Origin of the sequence: Terribacillus aidingensis (genome assembly GCF_040703035.1) — a bacterium.
Lineage (GTDB): Bacteria > Bacillota > Bacilli > Bacillales > Amphibacillaceae > Terribacillus.
Genome location: NZ_CP159996.1, coordinates 1140968 through 1164193, shown reverse-complemented (window position 1 = coordinate 1164193; position 23226 = coordinate 1140968). Strand labels below are relative to the sequence as shown.

Here is a 23226-nt window from a genome sequence, read left to right as displayed (position 1 = left end):
ACAATAACCATCAAAATCTGCATCTATTCAAATCTCTTTAAACGAAAAGGCTTCATATCCACTGTCAATTCCTTCTCCAGTGCCATTTCACTGAGAGCTTCACCTACTGCACTGGCGAATTTGAATCCATGGCCTGAAAAGCCGAGTGCGAACATGACTTCAGGGTGATCCGGATGATGATCAATGATAAAATCTTCGTCGGGAGTCATACTGTACATGCATGTTTTCCCTTCCCGCAGCCGGAATGTTCCGCCTCCCATAAATCGAGACAGGAAGCTTAGCAGCTCTTCTGCATCACCATCATTGAATGGAGCACTCTTTTGATCTGGGTGTATCGGCAAGCCGGTGTCATGGCGTCCGATCTTAAATCCAGTCCTGTTTATATCAGGAAATCCATAATATGTACCCATATTTGTGTCAAAGCTGAAACAAGGGAATTTGCCTTCTTGAAAAGATTCATCAGCATGCAGCCAAGCGAATGTCTTCCGAATGACTGTAATCGGCAGCTGCAGTCCAAGCTGTAACAGTAATTCTCCTCCCCATGCTCCTGCTGTTACAATCAACTTCTTCCCACTGTATATTCCATTATTAGTCTTAACTTCGACCTTGCCTTTTTTTATATGTACTTTTTCTACACGCTGCCCTCCTGCAAGTTGAGCTCCATGAGAAGCAGCCAGCCCGGCGTAACCATTCAAAATCTGATTCGTTAGCAGATAACCTGCATCCTTTTCATAAGCGCCAATATAATCGGAGGGTATAGTCAAACCTGACCACCGTTTTTTCATTTCCTCAGAAGTAAGCTTTTCCACATCCAAATCATATTTTTTACCACTCTTAATGACATTTTGTATAAAAGGACTTGATTCAGGACCGGAGTTTAATACACCTGTTTCAAGCAAAATGCTTTTTTTGATCCTCTGCTCCAGATCCTTCCACAATTCTCTAGCACGGAGGGCAAATGGAACATAAGCCTCCCCTTCGCCGTATGCATGACGGATAATCCTTGTTTCCCCGTGGTGGCTCCCGTGTGTATGCGGAGGATGATAGCTGTCCACCGTCAATACTTTTTGGCCTTTCTTTGCCAGCTGATAACCTGCACTCATCCCCATTGAACCAGCCCCGAGAATGATGATGTCGTATAGCATCTGTTTCACCTCAACTTTTCAATAAATTAAGCATATCGAAAGAGGGATTGGCGGACAACCTCTAGAATTATAATATTTTCAGGAATCAGACTGCAATTTACCTAGTATAAAAGATGTGATTATGTGTCATTATACTGGAAGTATTAACAAATCCCGGTAGTAGAGAAAACCTATGGAGAAGGAGTGCCAAGAAAATGGATTCCCAATTGGACAAAGCAATCCAATATATTGATAAAACCCTTGCGGAAGGTCTTTTTGATCCGATGACACGGCAAGAAATGCTGGAAACGAAACAAAGACTGGAGCGGGCAGCGAATCAGGAGAAAAGTCCCTAAAATAGCTTCATACCAGCTTTGTAGGGTTTACTGACACTGGTTGAATTAACAGAAACTATCCATTATAGTTATTTCTGTCATTATTTTACCTAAGTCAGGAGCGATTTATTTATGGAACCACAACAAAGAGACCATCAAAGCAATGGTCAAATGAGAATTATGCAATGGGTATGGACATTGGTATTAACAGGAATTCCGCTTGTCAATATTATCATGCTGATCATCTGGGCAGCTGATCGTGCCAATCCAAGAAGGAATTATGCCATTGCTACATTTATCGTAATGGCCGCAGTTATCGTACTTTATTTCCTTGTCTTCATGATTTTCATGATTCTCGGTATAGCACTATTTGAATCAGATCCAACGTATTCCGACACTTACTATTATTGATAACTTGTCAGAAAGTTAGCAATTCTACTGCTAGACTTCTAAAATCTGCGAAAATATCATATGATAGAGGTTGCAGACAATAATAGAGGAGTTTTTAGTCGTGACAGTACTTACGAAAACCGAAAGTCTGGATAAAGTTCTTGCTGAGATGAACATGCGTTCTAAGAAGAAGCGTGCCCGCAAGAAATTCATCAAGCAGGCAATTCAACAGCTGGCAACTGAAAACCAAACAGCTGTAGCGGAAACGCCGCTAGTCGAGACAAAAGCAGCATATGCTTATGATAAGCTTCCTGTAGGATTCATGATTAAGATCGGAAAACAGCATTTCTCTGAGGAAGCTATCTTCCGTTTCTATTACAATCAGAACCATCCGCAGGAGTATAAAAACAAGGAATTGCTGACAGAACGTTTCCAAGCATTAGTGGAAGCAGCATCTGGTTCTACCAAGACTAGTTTGATTGAAGCTCTTGATCAACAGACTTCCAAATAAGAATGACCGCTCAAGCTTAGCTTGGGCGGTTATTTTTGTATCGTGCTGTCAATTTGGATACTTTTCAAAGCTTGGCTTGCAAGCTGATCTGCTTCTTTGTTTTGATTTCTGTCCACATGGGCATATTGCACCGTTAACCCGATCCTCTTCACCACATCATCCACTTTATCTGCCCAGTATTTCAGTTCTTTTTCATAAACTGGCCACTCTTCCGACATCTGATTGACGACGGTTCGGGAATCTGTGTATACCTCGATTCCCTGATCTTTCACTCCTATTTCGGACAAAACACCTATCGCAAAATAGAGGGCTGCATATTCCGCTTCATTATTTGAGATAAGCTGTTCCATTTCCTGATTACGACGAAGACGGTATTCCTTTTGACTCTGTTCATAATGGATAACACAGCCAAGGCCGCCTCTGCCTGTTTCCTTATCAAAACCTCCATCCACATACATGCGGACATTATGCGGCTCTGTTTCCAATTCCTTCATGTAGCTGCGCAATTCTTTTATGGTCCATTCTGTCTCATATTGATCCAGAAGCTCTAACTGCGGTACTCTTCCGCTCTGCTGCATATCTTCCATCAGTAAAAGCGCAGCACCTGGCGGCAAATAATCTGACAAGAACTCCGCTTCCGTTCCTTTAGGTGTACGATAGATCATCTTCATTCGCAATTTCACTTTACTATCCCTCCCCTATTATTCTACCCCATTTAATTATATTTTTATTTTTTGAATAAAACCTTTGCTTTGTTTTCTGAATTATTGTATAGTACCAAAGGGCGAACGAAATAAAAGTCACCACCAAAAATAATTCGTCTTTAGAGGGGTATAAACATGGAAAATGTATTTGATTACGAAGATATTCAATTAATTCCCGCAAAATGCGTAGTAGACAGCCGTTCAGAATGCGATACGACTGCTACACTTGGAAACCATACATTCCGTCTGCCAGTCGTACCGGCAAATATGCAGACGATCATTGACGAAAACATCGCCACTTATTTGGCTGAAAATAATTACTTCTATGTGATGCATCGTTTCGAACCTGAAACAAGAGAAGCCTTTATCAAGAAAATGCAGGAACAGAATCTGATCGCATCAATTAGTGTAGGAGTAAAAGAAGACGAATATGGTTTCATAGAAGGACTGGCAAGCAAAGCTTTGGTACCTGAATTTATTACGATTGATATCGCTCACGGTCATTCCAATGCTGTTATCCGCATGATTCAGCACATCAAGAAGCATTTGCCGGAAAGCTTTGTCATTGCCGGAAACGTCGGTACACCAGAAGCAGTCCGGGAGCTTGAGAATGCTGGAGCTGATGCAACGAAAGTAGGCATCGGGCCAGGTAAGGTTTGTATTACAAAAATCAAAACTGGCTTTGGAACTGGAGGCTGGCAGCTGGCAGCACTGCGCTGGTGCGCGAAAGCAGCAAGCAAGCCAATCATCGCTGATGGCGGTATCCGCACACATGGCGACATCGCCAAATCAGTTCGCTTCGGAGCATCTATGGTCATGATCGGCTCCTTGTTTGCCGGTCATGAGGAATCACCTGGCGACACGGTAGAAAAAGATGGCAAGCTGTACAAAGAATACTTCGGTTCTGCATCTGAGTTCCAAAAAGGCGAAAAACGTAATGTCGAAGGCAAGAAAATGTTCGTTGAGCACAAAGGGTCACTTCAAGATACTTTGACAGAAATGGAACAAGACCTTCAGTCTTCCATCTCTTATGCTGGCGGTACAAAATTAGAAGCAATCCGCAACGTTGATTATGTTGTTGTTAAAAATAGTATCTTTAATGGCGATAAAGTTTATTGATAAAACGGGCTGTCGAGTTAATACCGACAGCCCGTTTGTTATTTCATGACGTATTTCATTTGATATATCAGTCAGCTTTTTGAGTGCTCTTAATGAATTTCACTATTCTCATGACGATAGATTTGATCATCACAATAGACATAATAATGAATAATACAAGCATAAACGCATCCTGTTTAATATCGTCAAAAATGGTATAGGTTACAATTAGAAATAATGCCAACGTGCTTATTATTTCTATAATCAGATTAACGAAGTCAGACTCAAACATACCGCGCCCCCACATGTCGAAAAATTCAGTTTATATATAACTATGACAGGACATCCTCACGTTGTAAAAGTATGACAGAAAGTTTATACTCCACAACTTTCCTTCAATACTGATAATCATTCTCATTGACTGTTCCCCAGCATTCTGGTAGCTTTAAAGGAGAACGAGATTTATGAGGAGGCAATCCTATGTTTGTCAATCAAGTTATTTTCGAAGGTGCACTCGACGCCCAAGATAAAATTATAAATAAAGTAAAGCATACGATGGAAGAACTGACTGATGTGGCTGGCTTGCATTCAGCCGAATGCTGGAACAAAGATACAAAAAAAAGTGATACAGTCGCTTATGCTATTGTTACCAAGTGGGATCAAAAAGCTGATTTCGTAGCCTGGATCTCCCGAGAATCACATGTCGCAGAGCACCGTGCAATGCGGAAAGAAAATAAAGACAAAGATCAAGCACCTGTCATGACGAAGACATTGCTGCAATATGAAGAAGCAAGCTTCGCATAATCAAACACCCCCCTCTGCCTGATCAGAGGGGGGTTTCTTTATACCCTTTTGATAGTAAAAGTGAAGCTGTGATCTCCATCAGATGATAGCCTATGCTCCGGGTGCACCGGTGCTCCCCAGCTATCATCGCCCCCTACACCCATCTGTTTGCCAGAAACAGTAAGCACAGTATAGTGTACTGGCGGCAATTCATAAGCATGACTGGCTTGCTCAATCTCCAAAGCAGTATGCGGAGATGCATTGCATGTAATCGGCTTATCATCAGATTGAAGCTCAATCCCGCTTCCCTTTTCACAGGTAAGCTTCAGCCAGCGAACTCCCGTCCTTGTGCCAGATTCCTGCGGTCGTACGTATGCTGTACCGTTTGTTTGAACCGTATTCCGGAACCGGCTGAGCCTCGCTCCATGACTTCTGTCCGCGTAGTTCTCTTCTGGCCCCTGGGCAAACCATTCCAAATTGCTATAATCTGCAGAAGTCCGGAAAGAAAGAGCAAATGTCGGCAGATCTGGTAATCCTTCTGCCCCTTGGTACACTGCTTTCACACGGATAGAACCATCCGGGAACACGGAATAGATTGTTTGGACTTGCAGCTTTTCTGCTATTGAAAATGCATAGGTAAATGTCACATCCACTTGCTCAGTCCCTATATCCAAAGCCACATCCGTACATTTCCTCGCTACACTGGCTGCCAGCCAGACTCCAGCTGTATAGCTATGCTGATAGCCGTTGTCATTATCCGTGCTTGCCCGCCAGAATGTCGGATGAGGAGGTGTCTCAATCAGTTCCTTTCCGTCATAACGAAGCGACGTCAAACTGCCTGCTGCTTTTGAGAATTGAACACAGAAATCATTGCCATATACGCCGATATTCACATCTCCTTCGACAACACGGAGCGTACCCGCAGCTTTAGGAATCTCTGCTTTTCTCTCCAAAACATATTGCCCGAATGCGATTTCAAATCCTGCATCCGCCCATAATGCTGCTTCACGCAATCTCATGCTGGCATCGATTGTGTATGTTCCTGGTTCTGCTATAACACTTGCTGGAATATCTATCTCATATTCTGCTTGCTGACCAGCCGAAACATCTTGTTCAATGCTTCGTTCATAACAGCTTTCTCCTTCTCTACGCACTGCCAAGACCAATTCATAGGCACTTGTATCGGCAAAGAGATTTTCATTGCGCACTACAATTTTTTTATCATCTATATCCAATTTGATATTCTGATAAAGATATTTCACTTCCTGCATTTTCGGAGAAAGTTTACGATCGGCAAAGACGATGCCATCTGTACAGAAAATATAATCAGTCGGCCGATCCTGGAAGTCGCCGCCATATGCAAGGAATTCCTGACCGTAACGATTCTTTTTCAGAAGTGCCTGGTCCATGTAATCCCAGATAAAACCGCCTTGGTACATTGGATAGGCATTTTCCAAATCAGTATATTTGTACATCCCGCCCAACGAGTTGTTCATCGCATGGGAATATTCACAGCTGATAAATGGTTTCTCCGGTTCACTTTCCAGATACTCTACAATGTCTTCCACTTTGGCATACATCCGGCTTTCCATATCACTTGCTTCATCGTATTCCCGTGCGTGGAACACGCCCTCATAATGGACAAGCCTGCTCGGGTCCTTTTCCCTGAAGTAATTCGCAACATTGACGATGACTTCGCCAGCGTACGATTCATTACCACAGGACCAGATCAGAATGGACGGGTGGTTTTTATCCCGTTCCAGCATGGATACTGCCCGGTCCATGACGATATCCTGCCATTCAGGCAAATTGCCCGGTACGTTCCAGGATGGCTCCACTTGTCCAAGCTTCTGCCAGGAACCGTGCGATTCCAGGTTCATCTCATCGATAACATACAAACCATACTCATCACATAGCTCATACCACCGAGTCTGGTTCGGGTAATGAGAAGTCCGGACAGCATTGATATTATGCTGCTTCATCGTTCTGATATCCCACAGCATATCTTCTTCGGTAACGACCCTTCCTGATTGAGCATTGAATTCATGTCGATTGACACCTTTGAAAACAACCCGCTTACCGTTTAAGCACATCACTTTGTCTATCATCTCGAAACGGCGGAAGCCGACGGTCTGCGGAATGACTTCGACGAGCTGCCCTTCCTCATTGTAAACTTGCAGATAAAGCGAATATAGATTAGGATCTTCCGCACTCCATAGTTGCGGTGAATCTACATGAAATGAAACGACAGCTGTTTTTTCATGGAATAATCCTTCAGCTTCCTGTACTAAGCTTCCATGCTTGTCATAAAGGCTGCCTGTTATTTTTGCAGCCGCTGGTATATCCTCTTGGAATAGCATGGCTGCCTTTAGCGATCCTTTTGAATACGTTTCATCCAATCGTACTTGTACAGACAAATCAAAAACATGCAGCTCAGGTGTCGTGTATAGATACACATCACGGAAAATACCGGAGAAGCGCCAGAAATCCTGGTCCTCCAGCCAGCTGCCTGTGCTGCGCTGATACACCTCTACCGCCAATTTGTTCTCACCTGGCTGGAGATATGCTGTCAGATCGAATGCTGCTGGTGTAAAACTGTCCTCGCTGTAACCGACAAATTGACCATTCAGCCAAACATAGAATGCAGACTCTACACCCTGGAAAGAGATGTATAACGGCATGTCTTCCATATGCTTTGGTACAGTAAAATGTTTCACATAGCTGCCAACGGCATTATCCTCCATCGGCACCTGAGGAGGCCGGATATCATGTATTCCATCCCATGGATACATCGTATTCACATATTGCGGTGTCCCGTACCCTTCCAGTTGGATATGAGCTGGGACAGTAATGGAATCCCAACGACTATTGTCGTATGCTGCACTGTAAAAATCTGCAGGACGAACAGCAGGATTCTGTGCGTAATGGAACTTCCATTTTCCATTTAGACTGTGGCGCCAAGGCATATCCTTCTTTGCCTTGGCCTGTTCCAAAGTTTCAAAATACACATGATCAGAATGAGCTGGAACACGATTCACCGCGAACACACTTGTATCCGAAAGCCAATCCAAACTTGGAATTACATTTGTATTGATTGTCATATTTACTTCCTCCCTCTCTTTCTGTTACTTCACGGAACCCATCATTCCTGCTACGAAATGCTTCTGCATAAAGAAGAAAATAATCGCTGTCGGCAATGTCGCAATAACGATTGCCATCATGATCATGCCGTAATCGGGCGAGTAGCTGGAACCTAGATTCGAAATAAGCAATGGAATCGTCTGTTTATCTGGTGACTGTAAGACGACTAGCGGCCAGAGATAGTTATTCCAGCTGGCCATGAATGTAATGATGGCTGCAGCGGCATATGTTGTCTTCATCGTTGGTACATAAATTCGGAAAAAGATACCAATCTCCTTCAAGCCATCAATCCGTCCTGCTTCCAAAATTTCTTTAGGAAACATTTTTGTACTCTGACGGAAGAAAAAGATAAGGAATGCTGTCGTAATACTCGGCAGCACTACAGCAGTTAGTGTATCAATTCCGAGAAACGGAAAGATTGGTGTGATACTGCCGAACATACGGAACAAAGGCACCATCAAGGCCGCAAATGGAATCATCATCGACAATAGTAAGATATTGAATACGACATCTTTTGCTTTGCTGCGATAAATTTCAAATCCATATCCCGCCAAAGAAGCTATCAGCAAGCTAAGGACTGTTGTAGCGACTGCAATGATTGCTGAGTTCGTCAATGCTGGCACTAAATCTACTGTTTGAAGCAGATTCTTGAAGTTCTCAATAAAATGTCCACCGGGCAGTAATTTCCCTCTCGTAACATCAGTAGACGTGTTTGTCATGCTGACAACCATCCAGTAAAACGGGAAGATGGAAATGATCGCACAGATGCTGAGGAAAAGATAACCGATTACTTTGTTGGATAGTCTCATTTCTTATCACCTGCCGCTTTGAATTGGATGATCGAGAAGATAACAATCAAGATTACGATGGCATAGGAAACAGTTGCAGCGTAGCCAAAGTCAGGCGTGTACTTGAAGGACAAGTTATAAATATATTGGGAAATGGTCATGGTGGCATTTCCTGGTCCCCCAGCTGTAATGTTCATTACCTCATCGAACAATTGCAATGTCCCGATTGTCGATGTGATGGATGTGAATAGAATGATCGGCTTCAGCATCGGAATCGTAATCTTGAAGAACTGCTGGATAGCAGAAGCACCATCGATTTTTGCAGCTTCATAGATGGATCGATCCACGTTTTGAAGAGCAGACAAATAAAAGATCATATTGTAGCCAGTCCATCTCCATGTGATTGCCAGGATGATGGTGATTTTCGCCCAAAACGGGTCTGTCAGCCACTGAATTGGCTCAGAAACCAGATTGATCTTCAGCAAGGTCATGTTCACGATACCGTCTGGTGCAAACAGGTATTTAAACACAACTGAGTATGCAACAAGTGATGTTACACACGGAAGGAAAATGGCTGTTCGGAAGAATCCCTTCCATTTCAGTGTCTTATTGTTCAGTACAACAGACAGGAATAATGCTAACAAAATCATGACTGGTACTTGGATGATCAAATAGATGACCGTATTCTTGACCGTAGTCAGAAATACAGGGTCCTGAAATAGACGGATATAGTTCTCAAATCCGACGAATGACAGATTCACACCGCTGCCAGACTCGAACGACATTATCAATGCCTGCACCATCGGGAAGAAATAAAATATTCCAATTAAAAGTGAAGCTATCGCAACAAATGTCCAGCCGACCAATGTATTTTTCAGCCTGAGGGATCGTGCTGGACGCGGTGCTGGTTTTTCTGCAAGTTTTTCCGGTCCTAGTTTTTCAGGAATATTCATGAATGTGGGCTCCTTTCGAAAGAAGCCCCGGGAGGCAGCTTTTGTTCGCGGCGTCCCAGGGCACTTGGTTTACTTCGCTTGCTGTTCTGCCAGCGATTGTGCGTTTTCCATAACCGTATCTAAATCTTCGCCCTGCAAATATTTCTGGATTTCATTCGCAAGGATGTCCTCGATCACATACGTATGAAGACCGTAATTGACCTGTGGAATTTCTTCTGTCCAAGCTGCGAAATCAGACATTATCTTCTGACCGCCAAAGAATTCATCTTCTGCTTGGTAAGCTTCTCCTTCAGCTGCAGGCTGATAGGTTCCAACACCGCCTACTTCTTCAACGAACTGCTGATGGAAATCACCGTCGGCACCGAATGTCTTGCCTAAGAATTCAGCTGCTTTTTCTTTACCAGGGATGTTCAATACATACCAGGAGCTACCGCCCAAGTTGGATGCATTCACTGATTCCATGCCAGGAAGTTTCGGGAATGGTGCTACTGCCCACTTACCTGACTGAGATGCCTCCGCTTTAACAGAAGGTGTGATCCAGTTACCACTTGGCAGCATGGAAATGTCTCCATTATTGATTGTGGCAATGTACTGGCTCCAGTCTGCATGAGGTTTCACCAAGTCTGCATCGATCATTTCCTTATACAGACGGAATGCTTCTTTCAGCGCATCATTATTAGCTATATTCGGAGTTACTCCATCTTCCTCCAAATACCATGCACCACTTGTCTGGATCATCATACGCAACAGACCTAGATCTTTTGGATCCTGCGTGATCATTTGCTTGCCTGTAGCATCTTTCACTGCTTTACCAATTTCAATTACTTTCTCCCAATCAGCGTCCTGCAGGTCATCGATGCTGTATCCTGCTTCTTCCAAGTAATCAGTTCGTACATACAAACCAGCTACACCTGAATCGAAGGGAACTCCATATTGCTTGCCTTCAAAGCTTGTCGGCGGCTGTTTGTACTTTGCAAATTCATCGATTGAGATTGCATCGTCAACCGCGTAAAACATATCCGGATAAGACTGCAAGAAGCTTTGCGCACGATAGTCCTCAATTAAAACGACGTTCGGTAGGCCTTTTGTTGTCCCAGAGCTGAGACTAGTATTGAGCTTTTGGATGATGTCATCCTGTGCATACTCGATAACTTCAATATTGAGCTCACTGTTTTCCTTTTGATAAGCTGTCTTCGCAAGCTCGGCTGCTTTTATATTGAAGTTCGGGTCCCAAGCCCAAACTTTGATATCGTTCGTATCTGCATCCGCTTCCGAGCCGGAACCCGAAGAACACGCAGACAGAACGAGCAAACTAACAAATAAAAGTGCTAGAAACTTTTTCATCAAATGTTACCCCCTCTTTTTTGTAAGCGCTGTCTTTATGATTAAATCTTAGCATGCGTCTACTATCTTCTGTTAGGAATTTATTGTGTCATACTTGGATTAAATCTCTATATTGATAACGCTTACATAATGGAGATTAGGATTATTTTTTGTTATTTGTATTTTCTATCGCAATTTACTTTACTCCGATACCGCCTCTTCATTACGACAGTTGAAATATGTTTAACTCCATCCATGCTGACTGCCAAGTAGTTGCATCATATTACGTCTCTTTCTTCTTCTTTTACTGCCGGCAGCCTTAATTTTACTTTCGTCCCCTGACCTGTCTCACTCGTGATGGACACACCATATTCTGTTCCATACAGAAGCTGGATTCGTTCATGTACATTTTTGACACCGATACCGGAAAACAGCTGTCGATTGCGGTTTGTATTAGGCAAATCTGCACATGCTGCCATTCCATCGCCATCATCGGCTACTTCACATACAAGGTCGTCTGCTTCTTTCCATACAAGCACTGTAATAGTGCCTTCAGCTGTTTTATTGAAAGCATGGAAAAATGAGTTTTCGATAAATGGCTGCAATATCAGCTTTGGAATAAGATAGTCCAAACAATCCGGTGACACCATAAACTGTACCTGAATCCTATCCCCGTACCGTTTCTGATTGATCAGCACATAGTTTTTTAAATTCTGCAGTTCCAGCTCTACGGTAACCGACTCATCAACATTGCCGATTGTATTTTGCAAAAGCGTGATGAACGCATCAATCGTTTTTTCAGCTTCTTCCCTTTCCCCCATCATGACCAAGAACTTGATGGAAGCCATCGTATTATAAAGGAAGTGGGGATTGATCTGCTGCTGCAATGCAGCCAGCTCCGCATGACGCTGCTGTTTTTGGGCTTCGATGAGTTTCTCTACATATACTTGCAGTTCATCCATCATGCTGTTGAAAGCAAGGCCAATTTGATTTGTTTCGTATGTACCTTCATACACGAGCCGCCGCTTCAGTCCTTTCTTTGGTACAGCTTCAATGTCTTTAACAAGCTTCGATAGGGAGTTGGTCAGCCGCTTCGTAACAAGGAAAACAATGATCAGGGCAAGAACGACAACACCTGCTAGCAATAATGCAATTTGCTTTGTATCAATCAGATTTCCGACAGCGGTCTGCTTGTCCACCATATTAACTAGGTACATATCAAAATAAGGCAGATATTCTGCCAGCATAATTTGATTGGTATCCTGAAACTCGACCTCCCGGTACGTTTCTTCATCGGCTTGCATATTTTTTGCCTGCTGACTAAGCTCAGGAAGCGATTGCCCGATGGCATTCGTTAAACTGCTTGAGACCACCTTGCCGTTTTGATCCAGTACATAAAAATCATTCCCCGGCTTTACGTAGTCTGTGTAAAAGGAACGCAGCTGCCCCTCTTTAATCGGAAAGTAAACCGCGCCATATGATTGATCTGTTTCCCGATCAAGCAGTGCCTTCGCCGCAATGACATAATTATCGGATGCTTCTCTTGAATCCTGAAAATAAAGCAGCTTGTTCGGCTCCTTGGTGATCGTTTCCGTAATGTCATGATTACGAATATCTGTTGGTGCTGCAGGCCAATACGTAAAGTTCGTCCTGTATGAGATTGCATCTTGATCAGCAATTGCTATCTCCACATTTTGATCACCTAGCTGTTCCCGCAGATGATCAATTTGGCTCATTACAAGGTAAAGACTCATAATACGCTCATTATCCGGCTCTTTCTCTGATAAATAAGCCTCGATTGTGCTGCTCTGACCGATATCGGTAGCCGCCATCACAATGCTGTAATTCAATTCTTCAAAATCATACTGAATCTGATCGATGATCTGCGAATTGGTAATGCTGAACTTTTCTACGAAAAACTGCTCAGCCATCCGGATTGTCGTAAGAGTTACGGTAATAGCAACTAAAATAATAAGTGCAACAGTTATAAGGAACATCTTCATAAACAGACCATTGGGCTGAAGACGGTCTTTGATCAAGTTCATCAACTTCCCCTCCTTAGCTCATCATCCGTTTTCGCCGATATTGCGAAGGAGAATAGCCTGTTTGCTTTTTGAAAACACGACAAAAATAACTGTGATCTGAAAATCCGACTTGCTCACTGATTTTTGAAATAGGTATATCGTTTTGTCTGAGCAAGGAAATAGCTGCCTCAATTCGGATACGGTTAAGGTACTCGCTGAAACCCTCTTTGCTATGGGTCGAAAAATAATTGGATAAATAAGAAGGACTAAAATGGAAATGGTTCGCAATATCAGATAATGATAACGATTCATGATAATGCGCCTTGATATAATCCGTCAGTTTCCGCATATGTCCCTGTCCTTCCTCTGTTTCCACAATCCGCTTTACTTCTTTTAAAAATGATTCAACCGTCTGATTAGCTGTATAAACATCCGCTGATTGGCCGACTTGTTGGAAATACGAATACTTCTTCTTCTCCAGCACCTCTGTCTGGTAATCCATATTGCCAAGCAGCACCATTAGATTGAACATAATATTATTCAGAAAAGCTTTGTATTCGCCAATATCCTGTTGGTAATCCAGAACCATCTGTCCGATATGTTCCTCTAAATAAGTAAAAGCTTCCTGAAAATTTTCCCGCTTGCACTCTTCGATAAATCGATCCAATTGAAATAACTGTCTCTCCTCAGGCAGTGGCGGCAGGATGTCTTCCGACAGATAAAACTTCCCCGGAAAGAAAAACCGATAACTCTCGACTTTTTCCAGTTCCTTTTGCTTTCCTTTCAGTTCCGAGAGATTAGCAAAAGCTTCTGTACTGCATACAGCACCTGATTTCGGTAATTCCCCAAATAAACCCTCACTGAATGTATGGTCGCTGTTCCACAAGTATATGTGCAGATCTGAAGTTTGTAAGATCAACGTTAGGACTCCCGCTTCCTTATCTATATATTCATGAAGCGGCTTCGTTGTCTTATTTGCTTCCAGTCTATAGCTTACTACTTGAAAATGCTTATGCGGAAAATATGCAGCATCTTCTTCCATACGGATATCAGTTCCTTCATAGAGAATACGCAATTTTTCCGTTAAGGTTTGCTTATGCTCTCCCTCACTGCTAAGGTGAAATCCTTTCAGTTGTCCTGCTGCAAGGCGCAAAGTCTTCAGCAGCACTTCTGCATTCAGCTTTGGTTTGAGAATATAATCGATAACTCCGTTCTGAAAAGCACTTCGTACATAATCGAATTCACTGAAGCTGCTCAGAACAATCAGTCCGATATTCGGGTATTTTTCATTTACCATCCTCGTCAAAGCTTCGCCGTCCATAATCGGCATGACGACATCCGTGATAACAATATGCGGGTTCAGCGTTTCAATCAGTTCCAATGCTTCTTTTCCATTTGAAGCCTCCCCAATTATTGTGAACCCTTCCTTCTCCCAATCCAAATAGTGTTTGATGCCTTGTCGGATAAGAATTTCATCATCGACAATTAACGTCCTGCACAATTCCTTTGTATCCAAAATGCATGACACCCCTTTATCAGGCTGCTGCTTGCCCCTGTTTGGAAAGCGCTTTCTTTTATAGTGTGACGGATATAGGTTTTTGTCAAGGTGCGTTCAATGGACTGTAATAAAAATTACAAGTTTTGTCAGTAAATTATGATAAGATGAAGATAACCTAATTTTGCCAAAAGGAGAGATGACTTTTGACACTGCGGGAACTACGGAGACAACGAAAAAGGGAAGCTGATCCGAATCACAAATGGGATATTATGGATATTCCGCTTTGGGTACCTGAACTTCTGTTTTTGCCTTTTCGCTTACTCGCTTGGATCGGTCGCGGCATTCTGCGTTTATTTCAAATAGGGCCTTAAAAGGAGAACTTGAATGGGGAATACAATCACGCTTTTAATTATTATTTTAGCAGTTGGCAGTACACTCTACTTCGGTATCCGCTCATTAATGCGGCGTTTAGGACCTAAGTAAATGCCTTTTCTCATGTGTTTTGTTTTCTACCAGACGTGAACACAATCCCCAAAAGCAGATGCACATGAGGAAAGGATGAAGCAGCTTGAAGAAAGTCAGACTTGGAAAAAGTTATCTGGAAGTAACACATATTGCTTTAGGAACATGGGCCATGGGTGGCTATAGGTGGCAGCATGAGCCAGATGAGGTCAGTGCCAAACGTAATGTCCATGCCGCACTTGACCAGGGCATCAACTTTATCGATACCGCACCTGATTATGGACTAGGGAAGTCAGAGGAATTCATCGGCAAAGCATTGCAGGAATCCAGTACCCCTCGTGACAAACTAATCCTAGCCGGAAAACCCGGCGTCAATTGGACAGAGGATACACAATTGTTCCGGGATATGCGCCCGGAGAATGTGGAAAAGGAACTTGATTTAACATTAAAGCGTTTAGGAACGGATTATCTGGATTTATCAAGTGCACTGGCCAGACCATGAAATTCCTATGGAAGAGCTCGCTGGAGTGATGCACAACCTATACAAAAAGGGTAAGATTCGAGCTATCGGAGTCAGTAATTTCACGCCACAGGAAATGGAAGCTTTTCAGCGAGGAGCACCACTACATGTCACACAAAATCAGTTTAACATGCTGCAGCGCGGTCTATGGGAATGGTTTGATTACGCTAAACGACATGATATTGGCGGCTTAGCCTAGGGACCAATGGCATATGGCTTGCTTGCAGGGGCACTGACGAAATCGACTACATTCTCAGAGGAGGATTTCCGCTCTTCTCACCCACTATTCGAAAGCGGCAGATGGCGGTCGAGCAATTGAAGAACTTCGCAGCCAACCGCGATAAGACAATCGCTCAATTAGCGATGCGTTGGGTACTGGAACAAGACGGAGTGGATGTAGCCATTTGGGGTGCTTATTCGCCAGATCAACTAGATGAAGTGACAGGTGTTGAGGACTTGTCTCTCAGCAAGGAAAACCTGCTTGCCATCGACCAGATCCTGAAGCTGCATATCAATGACTGGAGCAGCAACTATCTGGATGCCTATGCACCCTCAGAAAGATCGAAAGTCCACGCATAAAAAAAGAAGCACCAGCCCTTTGGGCTGGTGCTTCTTTCATTTAGGAGGAAGTCCACTGTCCTCCATTTATATGGATCGTCTGTCCTGTCATATAAGAACTTTCATTAGAAGCCAGTACTTGTTCCACTTTTTAGTCATGGCCAAACAGAATCTTGAAATCATCGGAATGTAATGGCACCTGTTACTATCGCTACGAGAATAATGAATAATGAAGTCAAAACAGCCCATTTAACTGCATATCGCTGAAATGCACCAAGATCGATTTTCAACATACTGACAAGCAATATCGTAGAAGCTACAAGCGGGCTCATTAGATGTACCGGCTGCCCTAAAATGGAAGCCCTGGCGATTTCAATAGGATCAACACCATAAGCAGATGCAGCTTCAGCGAATATAGGTACCATACCGAAGTAATACGCATCATTTGAAAGAACAAAGGTCAATGGAAGACTTGTGATAGCTACAACTACCGGGAAAAGTTCACCCATGGACGGCGGAACGAATGCGACAATCGAACCTGCAATTGCATTGACCATTTCTGTTCCGGACAATATGCCAGCGAAAACACCTGCAGCAAAGACAAGCAAAACAACTGTGATTGCATTGCTTGCATGTTCCGCAATACGCTCTTTTTGTATTTGGATATTAGGGTAATTGATAGATAGAGCCAACACAAAACCTATGAGGAAGAGTACTGCCGGATGCATAATTCCCATTACCAGCAATACCAAGATAGCTATGACAAGGAATAAATTTATCCAGCGAAGCTTTGGCCGCTTCAGTAAGTCCCCTTCCAAAGCTGCAGCCATATATGGTTCTGACTCATAGTTACCGGATTTTATTTCCGTCACTCCTATACGTTTCCGTTCCTTAAGACCGAGCATAAAAGCAGTAAAGACTACGAAAATCATACCTCCAAGCATAGTGGGCAGAAGCGGGACAAAGAATTCCGAAAGATCGAGCCCCAGTACCGCGATTGCTCTGGTTGCAGGACCTCCCCAAGGAGTCATACCACTGATGATACTCAAGGCCAGCATCGCGACTGTTGCCATAACAAGCGGATTCATACCAATCCGTTTATACAAAGGAAGCATTGCGGAAACCGTGATCATGTAAGTAGTGGTTCCATCACCGTCCAATGCAATCAGCATTGCCAGTACAGCTGATCCAATCGCAATTTTTACAGGATCACCCTTTACTAGTACTAGTATTTTCTTAATTAATGGATCAAATAGCCCGGCATCAATAAGGATTCCGAAAAACAAGATAGCGAATAACAGCAAGGCTGCCGAACTCGCAACAGTTTGCAGTCCATCCAAAATCATATCTCCAAGGCTTCCTCCAAATCCTCCAATTAAAGCAAAGAAAATCGGTGTTAACGTCAAAGCAACAATGGGAGAAAGCTTTTTAGACATAATCAGAACAGTAAATACAATCATCATAGAAAAACCTAATATCGTCAGCATGGTTATCCCCTCTCTTTGAATACGCTTTCATTTACTTGTGCAAGAAGCATTTGACTTAGCATATTACATAGCGGGAGATAAGTTAAATATAAGTATTTTTGCAAAACTCATAAGTATTTTTTATATTGTTACATGCTGTTCCTGTTTCAAAAAGCCGATGAATGCTTTTACCACTTGCAGATCAAGTGATTTCGGGTCATACATTAACCATGTTTCACGAAGCAAAGGCTCTCCCTTTTCATTCGTCAGACCAATACGGTAAAGCTGATCGGATTCACGCAGGCAAATTTCAGGTACTATCGAATAACCTAAGCCATGTTTCACCATTTCTTTACACGTTTCCTGTCTATCCACCTCCATTGCTGTGAGCGGTGCATGCTGCAGATGTTCATGTATCCATCCATCTATAATTGTTTTCAACGATGTGTCTGTATTGTATTTAATAAAAGGAAGTAAAGGCAGCTGACCTATGCTGATCTGCTGTTTTGAAATGACGTACAATTGTTCCCTCGTCAGTATTTCCTTTACTCCTTGCCAGCGATGATTTCCACGCAAAATGCCTAAATGTACATCCCCTTCATCCAGTAACTTCATCACCCTCGTACTCCAGCCAGTCTGTACATTGTATTGGACATTCGGATAAATGGAAGAGAACTTTGTCAGCAAGCCCGGCAGTTTATATTGAGCGAAATTACTAGAAACTGCTAAACGCAGCGTGCCTTGCACATCCTTACCTAGATTAGCAATCGCATCCTTTGTTTCTTTGAGCTTTCGCAGCATCTCGACAGCATAATCTGTAAGGTACTCCCCTTCTACTGTCAGGGTGATTCCCCTATTCCGCTTTGTAAACAGCTTTACGTTAAAACTCTCCTCAATCTTTTGAATGCGGTATGTCAAAGAGGGCTGAGATGTGAATAATCTCTCAGCAGCTTTTGTGACACTCTTTTCTTCACCTAATAGCTTTAATAATAGCCAATCCTTTTCATCCATTGCTCACCCTCCTAGGTAATTACTCATAGTTATAAAAATATTTTTAGCTAAGCCAAAAATAATTGTATTTTATTTTATTAACGATCGAGACTATGCTGTCAGTATAAACCACTTCATCCTAAAAAGGACGTGAGCTGATGGAAAAAATCCGTATCGTCTACATGCGCGGCGGCACAAGTAAAGCTGTTTTCCTACATGAAACAGACATGCCTGCAGAAACGGAAGACTGGACACCATTCCTTCTTGATCTGATGGGAAGCCCAGACAAACGGCAAATCGATGGATTGGGGGGTGCCAATTCCCTAACGAGCAAAGCTGCCATCATTCGAAAAGCTGAGACCGATAAAGACTTTGATGTCTACTATACTTTTGCACAAGTGAGTATTACAGATGAAACAGTCGATATGAAAGGAAACTGCGGCAATATTTCTTCTGCTGTAGGTCCATTTGCAATTCAGGAAGGACTTGTCCCTGTCACAGAGCCGATTACGACCGTAAGAATTTGGAATACGAATACCCAAAAATTGATTATTGCCGAAGTAGCAGTTAAGGATGGTGACGTCCAAACCACAGGTTCGACAGCCATACCTGGAGTACCTGGTTATGGGTCGGAGATTGTTTTGACATTTTGCCATGCAGAGGGATCCGTGACTGGCGAGTTGTTACCTACCGGAAATGTTACCGATGTACTTGAGACGAGCTTTGGCAGCGTTCGCTGTTCTATTGTTGATGCTGCCAATCCTTTAGTTTTTGTAGAAGCTGCTGACCTCGGCTTACAAGAGACCATTCTGCCAGCTGCATTCTCAGAAGCAGACCTGCAGCGATGCGAGGAATTGCGTGCTGCTGCAGCTGAACTCTGCGGATTTACCACTAGAGAAAATGCCACTAAGCTTTCTCCGGCAGTACCAAAACTCACATTGATCGGAAAAGCACAAGCGTTTACTGATATGAACGAGAATAAGTACTCGACTGAAGATATGGATATCCATGTGCGCATGCTATCGATGCAAAGACCTCATGAAGCACTTGCAATAACTGGTGCAATCTGCACAACTGCTGCATGTGCTATTCCTGGAACTTTGCCGCATAAGCTTGCTCGAAAAACAGCAGGAAACTTACGTATTGCCCATCCTTCCGGCATTACTGAAACAGCATACAGCAGCTTGTCAGAAATAAAAGTAATACGTACAGCCAGAAGAATCCTCGAAGGCACTGCATATGTAAAGAAGAACTATAATTTAAAAGAAGTATTTGCTGCAGAGAATTAAAAAGCTGTCGATAGTGACAGCTTTTTAATTTATCTTGATCACTAAAAAGTCCTATGTTAGTGTAAGTTACCTTCTTTGAATGAAACTAATGAAGTTATTTCAATTCAAGAATCCTTTATACTCAGACTTCTTTTACAAAGGTGAGCTTGTTAGCAGCTAGTGTAATATTCTCTTTTAAGTAGGAAGGCGCATTTTTATGTACCAATATATCCTCCGTCGTCAGCCACATCACTTCACCTACTTCTTCCACGCTCTTTGCATAAGGTTCACCAGCTATACCCTGACAAAGAAAAACGATATCAATAACATGCGTACCCTTATCCGTTACAAATGAAGAGCTGTTAATATAAGTTAAGTTCTCCACTTCGATACCTACCTCTTCAAAAATCTCCCGCTTCAGTGTCCTTTCCAAAATATCAGAAGATACGCCTTCCAAATCACACTTACCGCCAACCATAGAAAGGCATCCTGCTGCATGCTCTTCCTTTTCACTTCTTGTGATCATAAGCCATTTTCCATCACGGTGAATGGCACCTTCTACATTGACTATAAACATTGAGAATCCCCCTATAACTTTATCTTTTTAACATATTATTACATAACCTAGATAAAGAGATACTATACATTTATCCTGCAAACTTTATAATTGCCGTTTCTAATAAATCAGCTCCTATACCAATCTGCTCCATTTCTGTGTATTCATCAGGATGATGGCTTAAACCATTTTTAGAAGGTACAAATAGTAACCCAGTTGGACAAAGCAATGCCATATTCATTGCATCATGTCCTGCTCCACTTGCCATATGTGTATACGTATATCCTTTTTGCTCACAACTAAGAGACAGGGAATCTATTACTTCTTTATCAAGATTGATAGGATGCTCATCACTCAACTTACTGTACTCAATACTAACATTTCGCTTTTGCTCTACTTGTTTTACCGCAGTAAATAGGCTTTTAATTACTCTATTCTTTGAATCAGTAGAAGTTCCCCTTATCTCAATTTTCATCGTAGCCAGATCTGGTATCACATTCATTGATCCTGGTTTAACTTCACATGCACCCACTGTTGCCACCGTTCCGTTACCAGCTTCCCTTTTTGCGGCCTGCTCCAGCAGCAAGGCTATTTCGGCTGCACTCAAGAAGGCATCCCTTCGATAATCCATTGGTGTCGTTCCTGAGTGAGATGCTTGCCCTTTAATTTTTACTTCAAATCGTGTTGGAGCAGCAATTCCTGTAACTATACCAATCTGTTTTTGTCGTCTTTCTAAAACAGGACCTTGCTCAATGTGCATTTCTAGAAATACTTTAAACTCCTCTTTCTGACGGGTACTCTTATCTATCTCGTTAAAATTAAGGGAACATTCAGAAAATATATTGCGAATAAATTTCCCTTCGCTGTCACTAAGCTCAGATAAAGATTCCAATTCTAATATTCCTGCCGTTGCCTTGCTGCCTATTGTGGAAACACCGAATCTTGACGATTCTTCACAGGCAAAAGCAATGATCTCAATCGGGTGTTCTGTTTTAACACCTTTATCATTTAAGCTGCGAATAACCTCGAGGGCTGCTATAACGCCTAATGTTCCATCGTAATTTCCACCATGGATTACTGTATCTAAATGGGAACCGCATGCTACGACAGGAAGATCAGGGTTACTGCCTTCCCTGCGTGCTATCACATTTCCACAAGTATCAATCCGAACATCCATGCCTTCTTTTCTGCAAAGGTTGCTAAAATGTTCGGCTGCTTGTCGCTCTTCTTTAGAATATGCTAAGCGCGTTACTCCCTCTTTCGAACGACCAAACTGATTCATTTCATGCAATGTCTTCTCTAAGCGTTTTAAATCCATAGCTTACCTCCAATCTAATTCTGTATGTTACCTTACTTATTTTTACGTTTCTCCTTGATTATGCACCTCAGAGCTTATAAGACTAATTATAGTCATTAACCCATGCTATATTTTCTTACCAACTCCAAATCATTCTCATCAAAAGGAAACAAATTATCACTTATTTTATTCTGTAATAAATACAATGACCTTAAAGCATATTCCTTTAACTCAGCGGGATAACCATACTTTACACTGTTAACCTCAAATTCATCTTCATCTACAACCATCCAGTCTTCATTTCTTCTTTTCACTACATCCAAATCTAAATCAACAAAACTAAGCTGATTGTCATTAAGCGCAGAAGGCATTGCAATATTGCAGTAATACGAGAGTATTTTACCTTCTTCAATCTCCATGGCAACTGTGTAGCCTTCTTTAAAGAAGAAGTACTCCAACGAAGTTACATCTATTGTAAAGGTTGTATTTTTCGTATGGTGTTTTAACTCTCTGCCACTTTCACAAAGAACCACCACATACTCCGGCGTTTTTCTCAATAAACGACCTTTCCATTCATAGTGCGGAATGTCGGGATATTTCATAGATTTCATATGTATCACTTTGTTCACCTTCTCCCCGTCTATTTAAAGTAGATACCTTGGTCACAACTTTATTGCATCTATTATAAGTGAAGGAAAAACTATTTTTTCTCCTTGGTTTCTAAGGTCATACTTCTTGGATCGAAAGATGACTCCACCAGCTCCATCCCAAGTATTTTGATGAAAGTTTCCCTCTTCATCACAATACTCTAGCAATTTAACTTTAAATCCGGCAGCTTGGAACAACTCTGTAAACAACTTATAGTTATACACTATTTTATGACTGGCAGCCGGATGGTCTTCTGGCCCTGGGCCTCCAACCTTCACAATATCTTGGTAAGTATCATCTGGAAAATAGCCATCGGGAACGGCACAGCGAATATAACCAGAAGGCTGCAGATAACGCAAGCAAATCTTTGCTGCCTCTAAACCTTCTTCATAAGTGAGATGTTCCCATACATGCTCCGCTAAAATGGCTTTTATAGAACCTTCACAGAACCTGGTTCGCCATGTTTTTTCATCCAATACATTCAGTTCTTCTTCTTGTGTGTGCAGCCAATCAGGGTTATTCATGTATGGGCCTGCGCCAATAACAACTCTTACCTCATTCATAAACACTGCACCTTTCTATAAAGGATAATATAGTAATTCCAATATTGGTAATACTTGATAAAATTAGTCTATCATAGATTTAATTGAGATAGGAGAAGCTCGTACACTATAGTAAATGCATCCAAAAAATGGGGTGTTTATATGGAATTCATTTGAAAACGAACAAATGAGGATATCAATGAGTTCATTACATGGACTTACGATGGCATTTATTCTTTTTACGACA

General features: G+C 42.3%; 21 protein-coding genes and 1 pseudogene. 8 read left to right on the top strand and 14 right to left on the bottom strand.

The window, feature by feature from the left end:
- Positions 1-23: 23 nt before the first annotated feature.
- Positions 24-1145, bottom strand: coding sequence for an N-methyl-L-tryptophan oxidase (gene solA / locus ABXS78_RS06295; protein ID WP_366249386.1), 1122 nt, complete (start codon positions 1143-1145; stop codon positions 24-26).
- A gap of 194 nt (positions 1146-1339) precedes the next feature.
- Here solA and ABXS78_RS06290 point away from each other — a divergent pair, with 194 nt between their 5' ends.
- The 3 genes from ABXS78_RS06290 (at position 1340) to ABXS78_RS06280 (ending at position 2360) form a co-directional block, all read left to right on the top strand.
- Positions 1340-1480, top strand: a complete 141-nt coding sequence (locus tag ABXS78_RS06290; RefSeq protein WP_366249385.1) for a hypothetical protein — start codon at positions 1340-1342, stop codon at positions 1478-1480.
- A gap of 111 nt (positions 1481-1591) precedes the next feature.
- Positions 1592-1870 (top strand): hypothetical protein, encoded by a 279-nt coding sequence (locus ABXS78_RS06285; RefSeq protein ID WP_366249384.1) that lies wholly within the window; start codon positions 1592-1594, stop codon positions 1868-1870.
- Between the two features lie 100 nt (positions 1871-1970).
- Entirely contained in the window at positions 1971-2360 is a 390-nt protein-coding gene (locus ABXS78_RS06280) for a hypothetical protein (RefSeq protein WP_095222879.1), read from the top strand.
- A gap of 29 nt (positions 2361-2389) precedes the next feature.
- Here ABXS78_RS06280 and ABXS78_RS06275 read toward each other — a convergent pair whose 3' ends face one another.
- The gene (locus tag ABXS78_RS06275) at positions 2390-3043 is read right to left on the bottom strand and encodes a reverse transcriptase-like protein (protein ID WP_366249383.1); all 654 of its coding nucleotides are present in this window, start codon (positions 3041-3043) and stop codon (positions 2390-2392) included.
- Positions 3044-3199: 156 nt separating this feature from the next.
- On the opposite strand from ABXS78_RS06275, the gene guaC reads away from it, so the two are divergent.
- Positions 3200-4183 carry a GMP reductase gene (gene guaC, locus ABXS78_RS06270; protein WP_366249382.1) on the top strand — a complete coding sequence of 328 codons (984 nt, stop codon included), beginning with the start codon at positions 3200-3202 and terminating at the stop codon, positions 4181-4183.
- 459 nt (positions 4184-4642) lie between these two features.
- Positions 4643-4966 carry an antibiotic biosynthesis monooxygenase gene (locus ABXS78_RS06265; protein ID WP_366249381.1) on the top strand — a complete coding sequence of 108 codons (324 nt, stop codon included), beginning with the start codon at positions 4643-4645 and terminating at the stop codon, positions 4964-4966.
- A 38-nt stretch (positions 4967-5004) separates the two neighbouring features.
- On the opposite strand, the gene ABXS78_RS06260 is transcribed toward ABXS78_RS06265, so the two are convergent.
- From ABXS78_RS06260 to ABXS78_RS06235, 6 genes are all read right to left on the bottom strand, one after another.
- Entirely contained in the window at positions 5005-8046 is a 3042-nt protein-coding gene (locus ABXS78_RS06260) for a glycoside hydrolase family 2 TIM barrel-domain containing protein (protein WP_366249380.1), read from the bottom strand.
- A 24-nt stretch (positions 8047-8070) separates the two neighbouring features.
- Positions 8071-8895, bottom strand: coding sequence for a carbohydrate ABC transporter permease (locus tag ABXS78_RS06255; protein WP_366249379.1), 825 nt, complete (start codon positions 8893-8895; stop codon positions 8071-8073).
- Positions 8892-9827 (bottom strand): sugar ABC transporter permease, encoded by a 936-nt coding sequence (locus tag ABXS78_RS06250; protein ID WP_366249378.1) that lies wholly within the window; start codon positions 9825-9827, stop codon positions 8892-8894. Before ABXS78_RS06250 ends, ABXS78_RS06255 begins: the two co-directional genes overlap by 4 nt.
- Positions 9828-9896: 69 nt before the next feature.
- Complete coding sequence (locus ABXS78_RS06245; RefSeq protein ID WP_366249377.1) at positions 9897-11171, bottom strand: extracellular solute-binding protein; 1275 nt, start codon at positions 11169-11171, stop codon at positions 9897-9899.
- Between the two features lie 257 nt (positions 11172-11428).
- A complete protein-coding gene (locus tag ABXS78_RS06240; protein WP_366249376.1) occupies positions 11429-13195 on the bottom strand; it encodes a histidine kinase in 1767 nt (588 codons plus the stop codon).
- Between the two features lie 13 nt (positions 13196-13208).
- A complete protein-coding gene (locus tag ABXS78_RS06235) occupies positions 13209-14690 on the bottom strand; it encodes a response regulator transcription factor (protein ID WP_366249375.1) in 1482 nt (493 codons plus the stop codon).
- Positions 14691-15306: 616 nt separating this feature from the next.
- Here ABXS78_RS06235 and ABXS78_RS06230 point away from each other — a divergent pair.
- Positions 15307-15853, top strand: a pseudogene (locus tag ABXS78_RS06230) (aldo/keto reductase).
- A 101-nt stretch (positions 15854-15954) separates the two neighbouring features.
- Positions 15955-16233, top strand: a complete 279-nt coding sequence (locus tag ABXS78_RS06225; protein WP_366249374.1) for an aldo/keto reductase — start codon at positions 15955-15957, stop codon at positions 16231-16233.
- Between the two features lie 158 nt (positions 16234-16391).
- Here ABXS78_RS06225 and ABXS78_RS06220 read toward each other — a convergent pair whose 3' ends face one another.
- Both ABXS78_RS06220 and ABXS78_RS06215 read right to left on the bottom strand, forming a co-directional pair.
- Entirely contained in the window at positions 16392-17699 is a 1308-nt protein-coding gene (locus ABXS78_RS06220; RefSeq protein WP_366249373.1) for a citrate:proton symporter, read from the bottom strand.
- Between the two features lie 120 nt (positions 17700-17819).
- Complete coding sequence (locus ABXS78_RS06215; protein ID WP_366249372.1) at positions 17820-18689, bottom strand: LysR family transcriptional regulator; 870 nt, start codon at positions 18687-18689, stop codon at positions 17820-17822.
- A 137-nt stretch (positions 18690-18826) separates the two neighbouring features.
- Here ABXS78_RS06215 and ABXS78_RS06210 point away from each other — a divergent pair, with 137 nt between their 5' ends.
- The gene (locus tag ABXS78_RS06210) at positions 18827-19957 is read left to right on the top strand and encodes a PrpF domain-containing protein (protein ID WP_366249371.1); all 1131 of its coding nucleotides are present in this window, start codon (positions 18827-18829) and stop codon (positions 19955-19957) included.
- Between the two features lie 121 nt (positions 19958-20078).
- On the opposite strand, the gene ABXS78_RS06205 is transcribed toward ABXS78_RS06210, so the two are convergent.
- The 4 genes from ABXS78_RS06205 to ABXS78_RS06190 form a co-directional block, all read right to left on the bottom strand.
- On the bottom strand, positions 20079-20513 hold the full coding sequence (locus ABXS78_RS06205) for an NUDIX domain-containing protein (protein WP_366249370.1): 435 nt from the start codon (positions 20511-20513) through the stop codon (positions 20079-20081).
- Positions 20514-20583: 70 nt separating this feature from the next.
- Positions 20584-21810 (bottom strand): Zn-dependent hydrolase, encoded by a 1227-nt coding sequence (locus ABXS78_RS06200; protein ID WP_366249369.1) that lies wholly within the window; start codon positions 21808-21810, stop codon positions 20584-20586.
- A 95-nt stretch (positions 21811-21905) separates the two neighbouring features.
- On the bottom strand, positions 21906-22400 hold the full coding sequence (locus tag ABXS78_RS06195) for a DUF402 domain-containing protein (RefSeq protein ID WP_366249885.1): 495 nt from the start codon (positions 22398-22400) through the stop codon (positions 21906-21908).
- A 51-nt stretch (positions 22401-22451) separates the two neighbouring features.
- Positions 22452-23000: an SAM-dependent methyltransferase gene (locus ABXS78_RS06190; RefSeq protein WP_366249368.1), complete on the bottom strand. Its 549-nt coding sequence runs from the start codon at positions 22998-23000 to the stop codon at positions 22452-22454.
- Positions 23001-23226 lie beyond the last annotated feature (226 nt).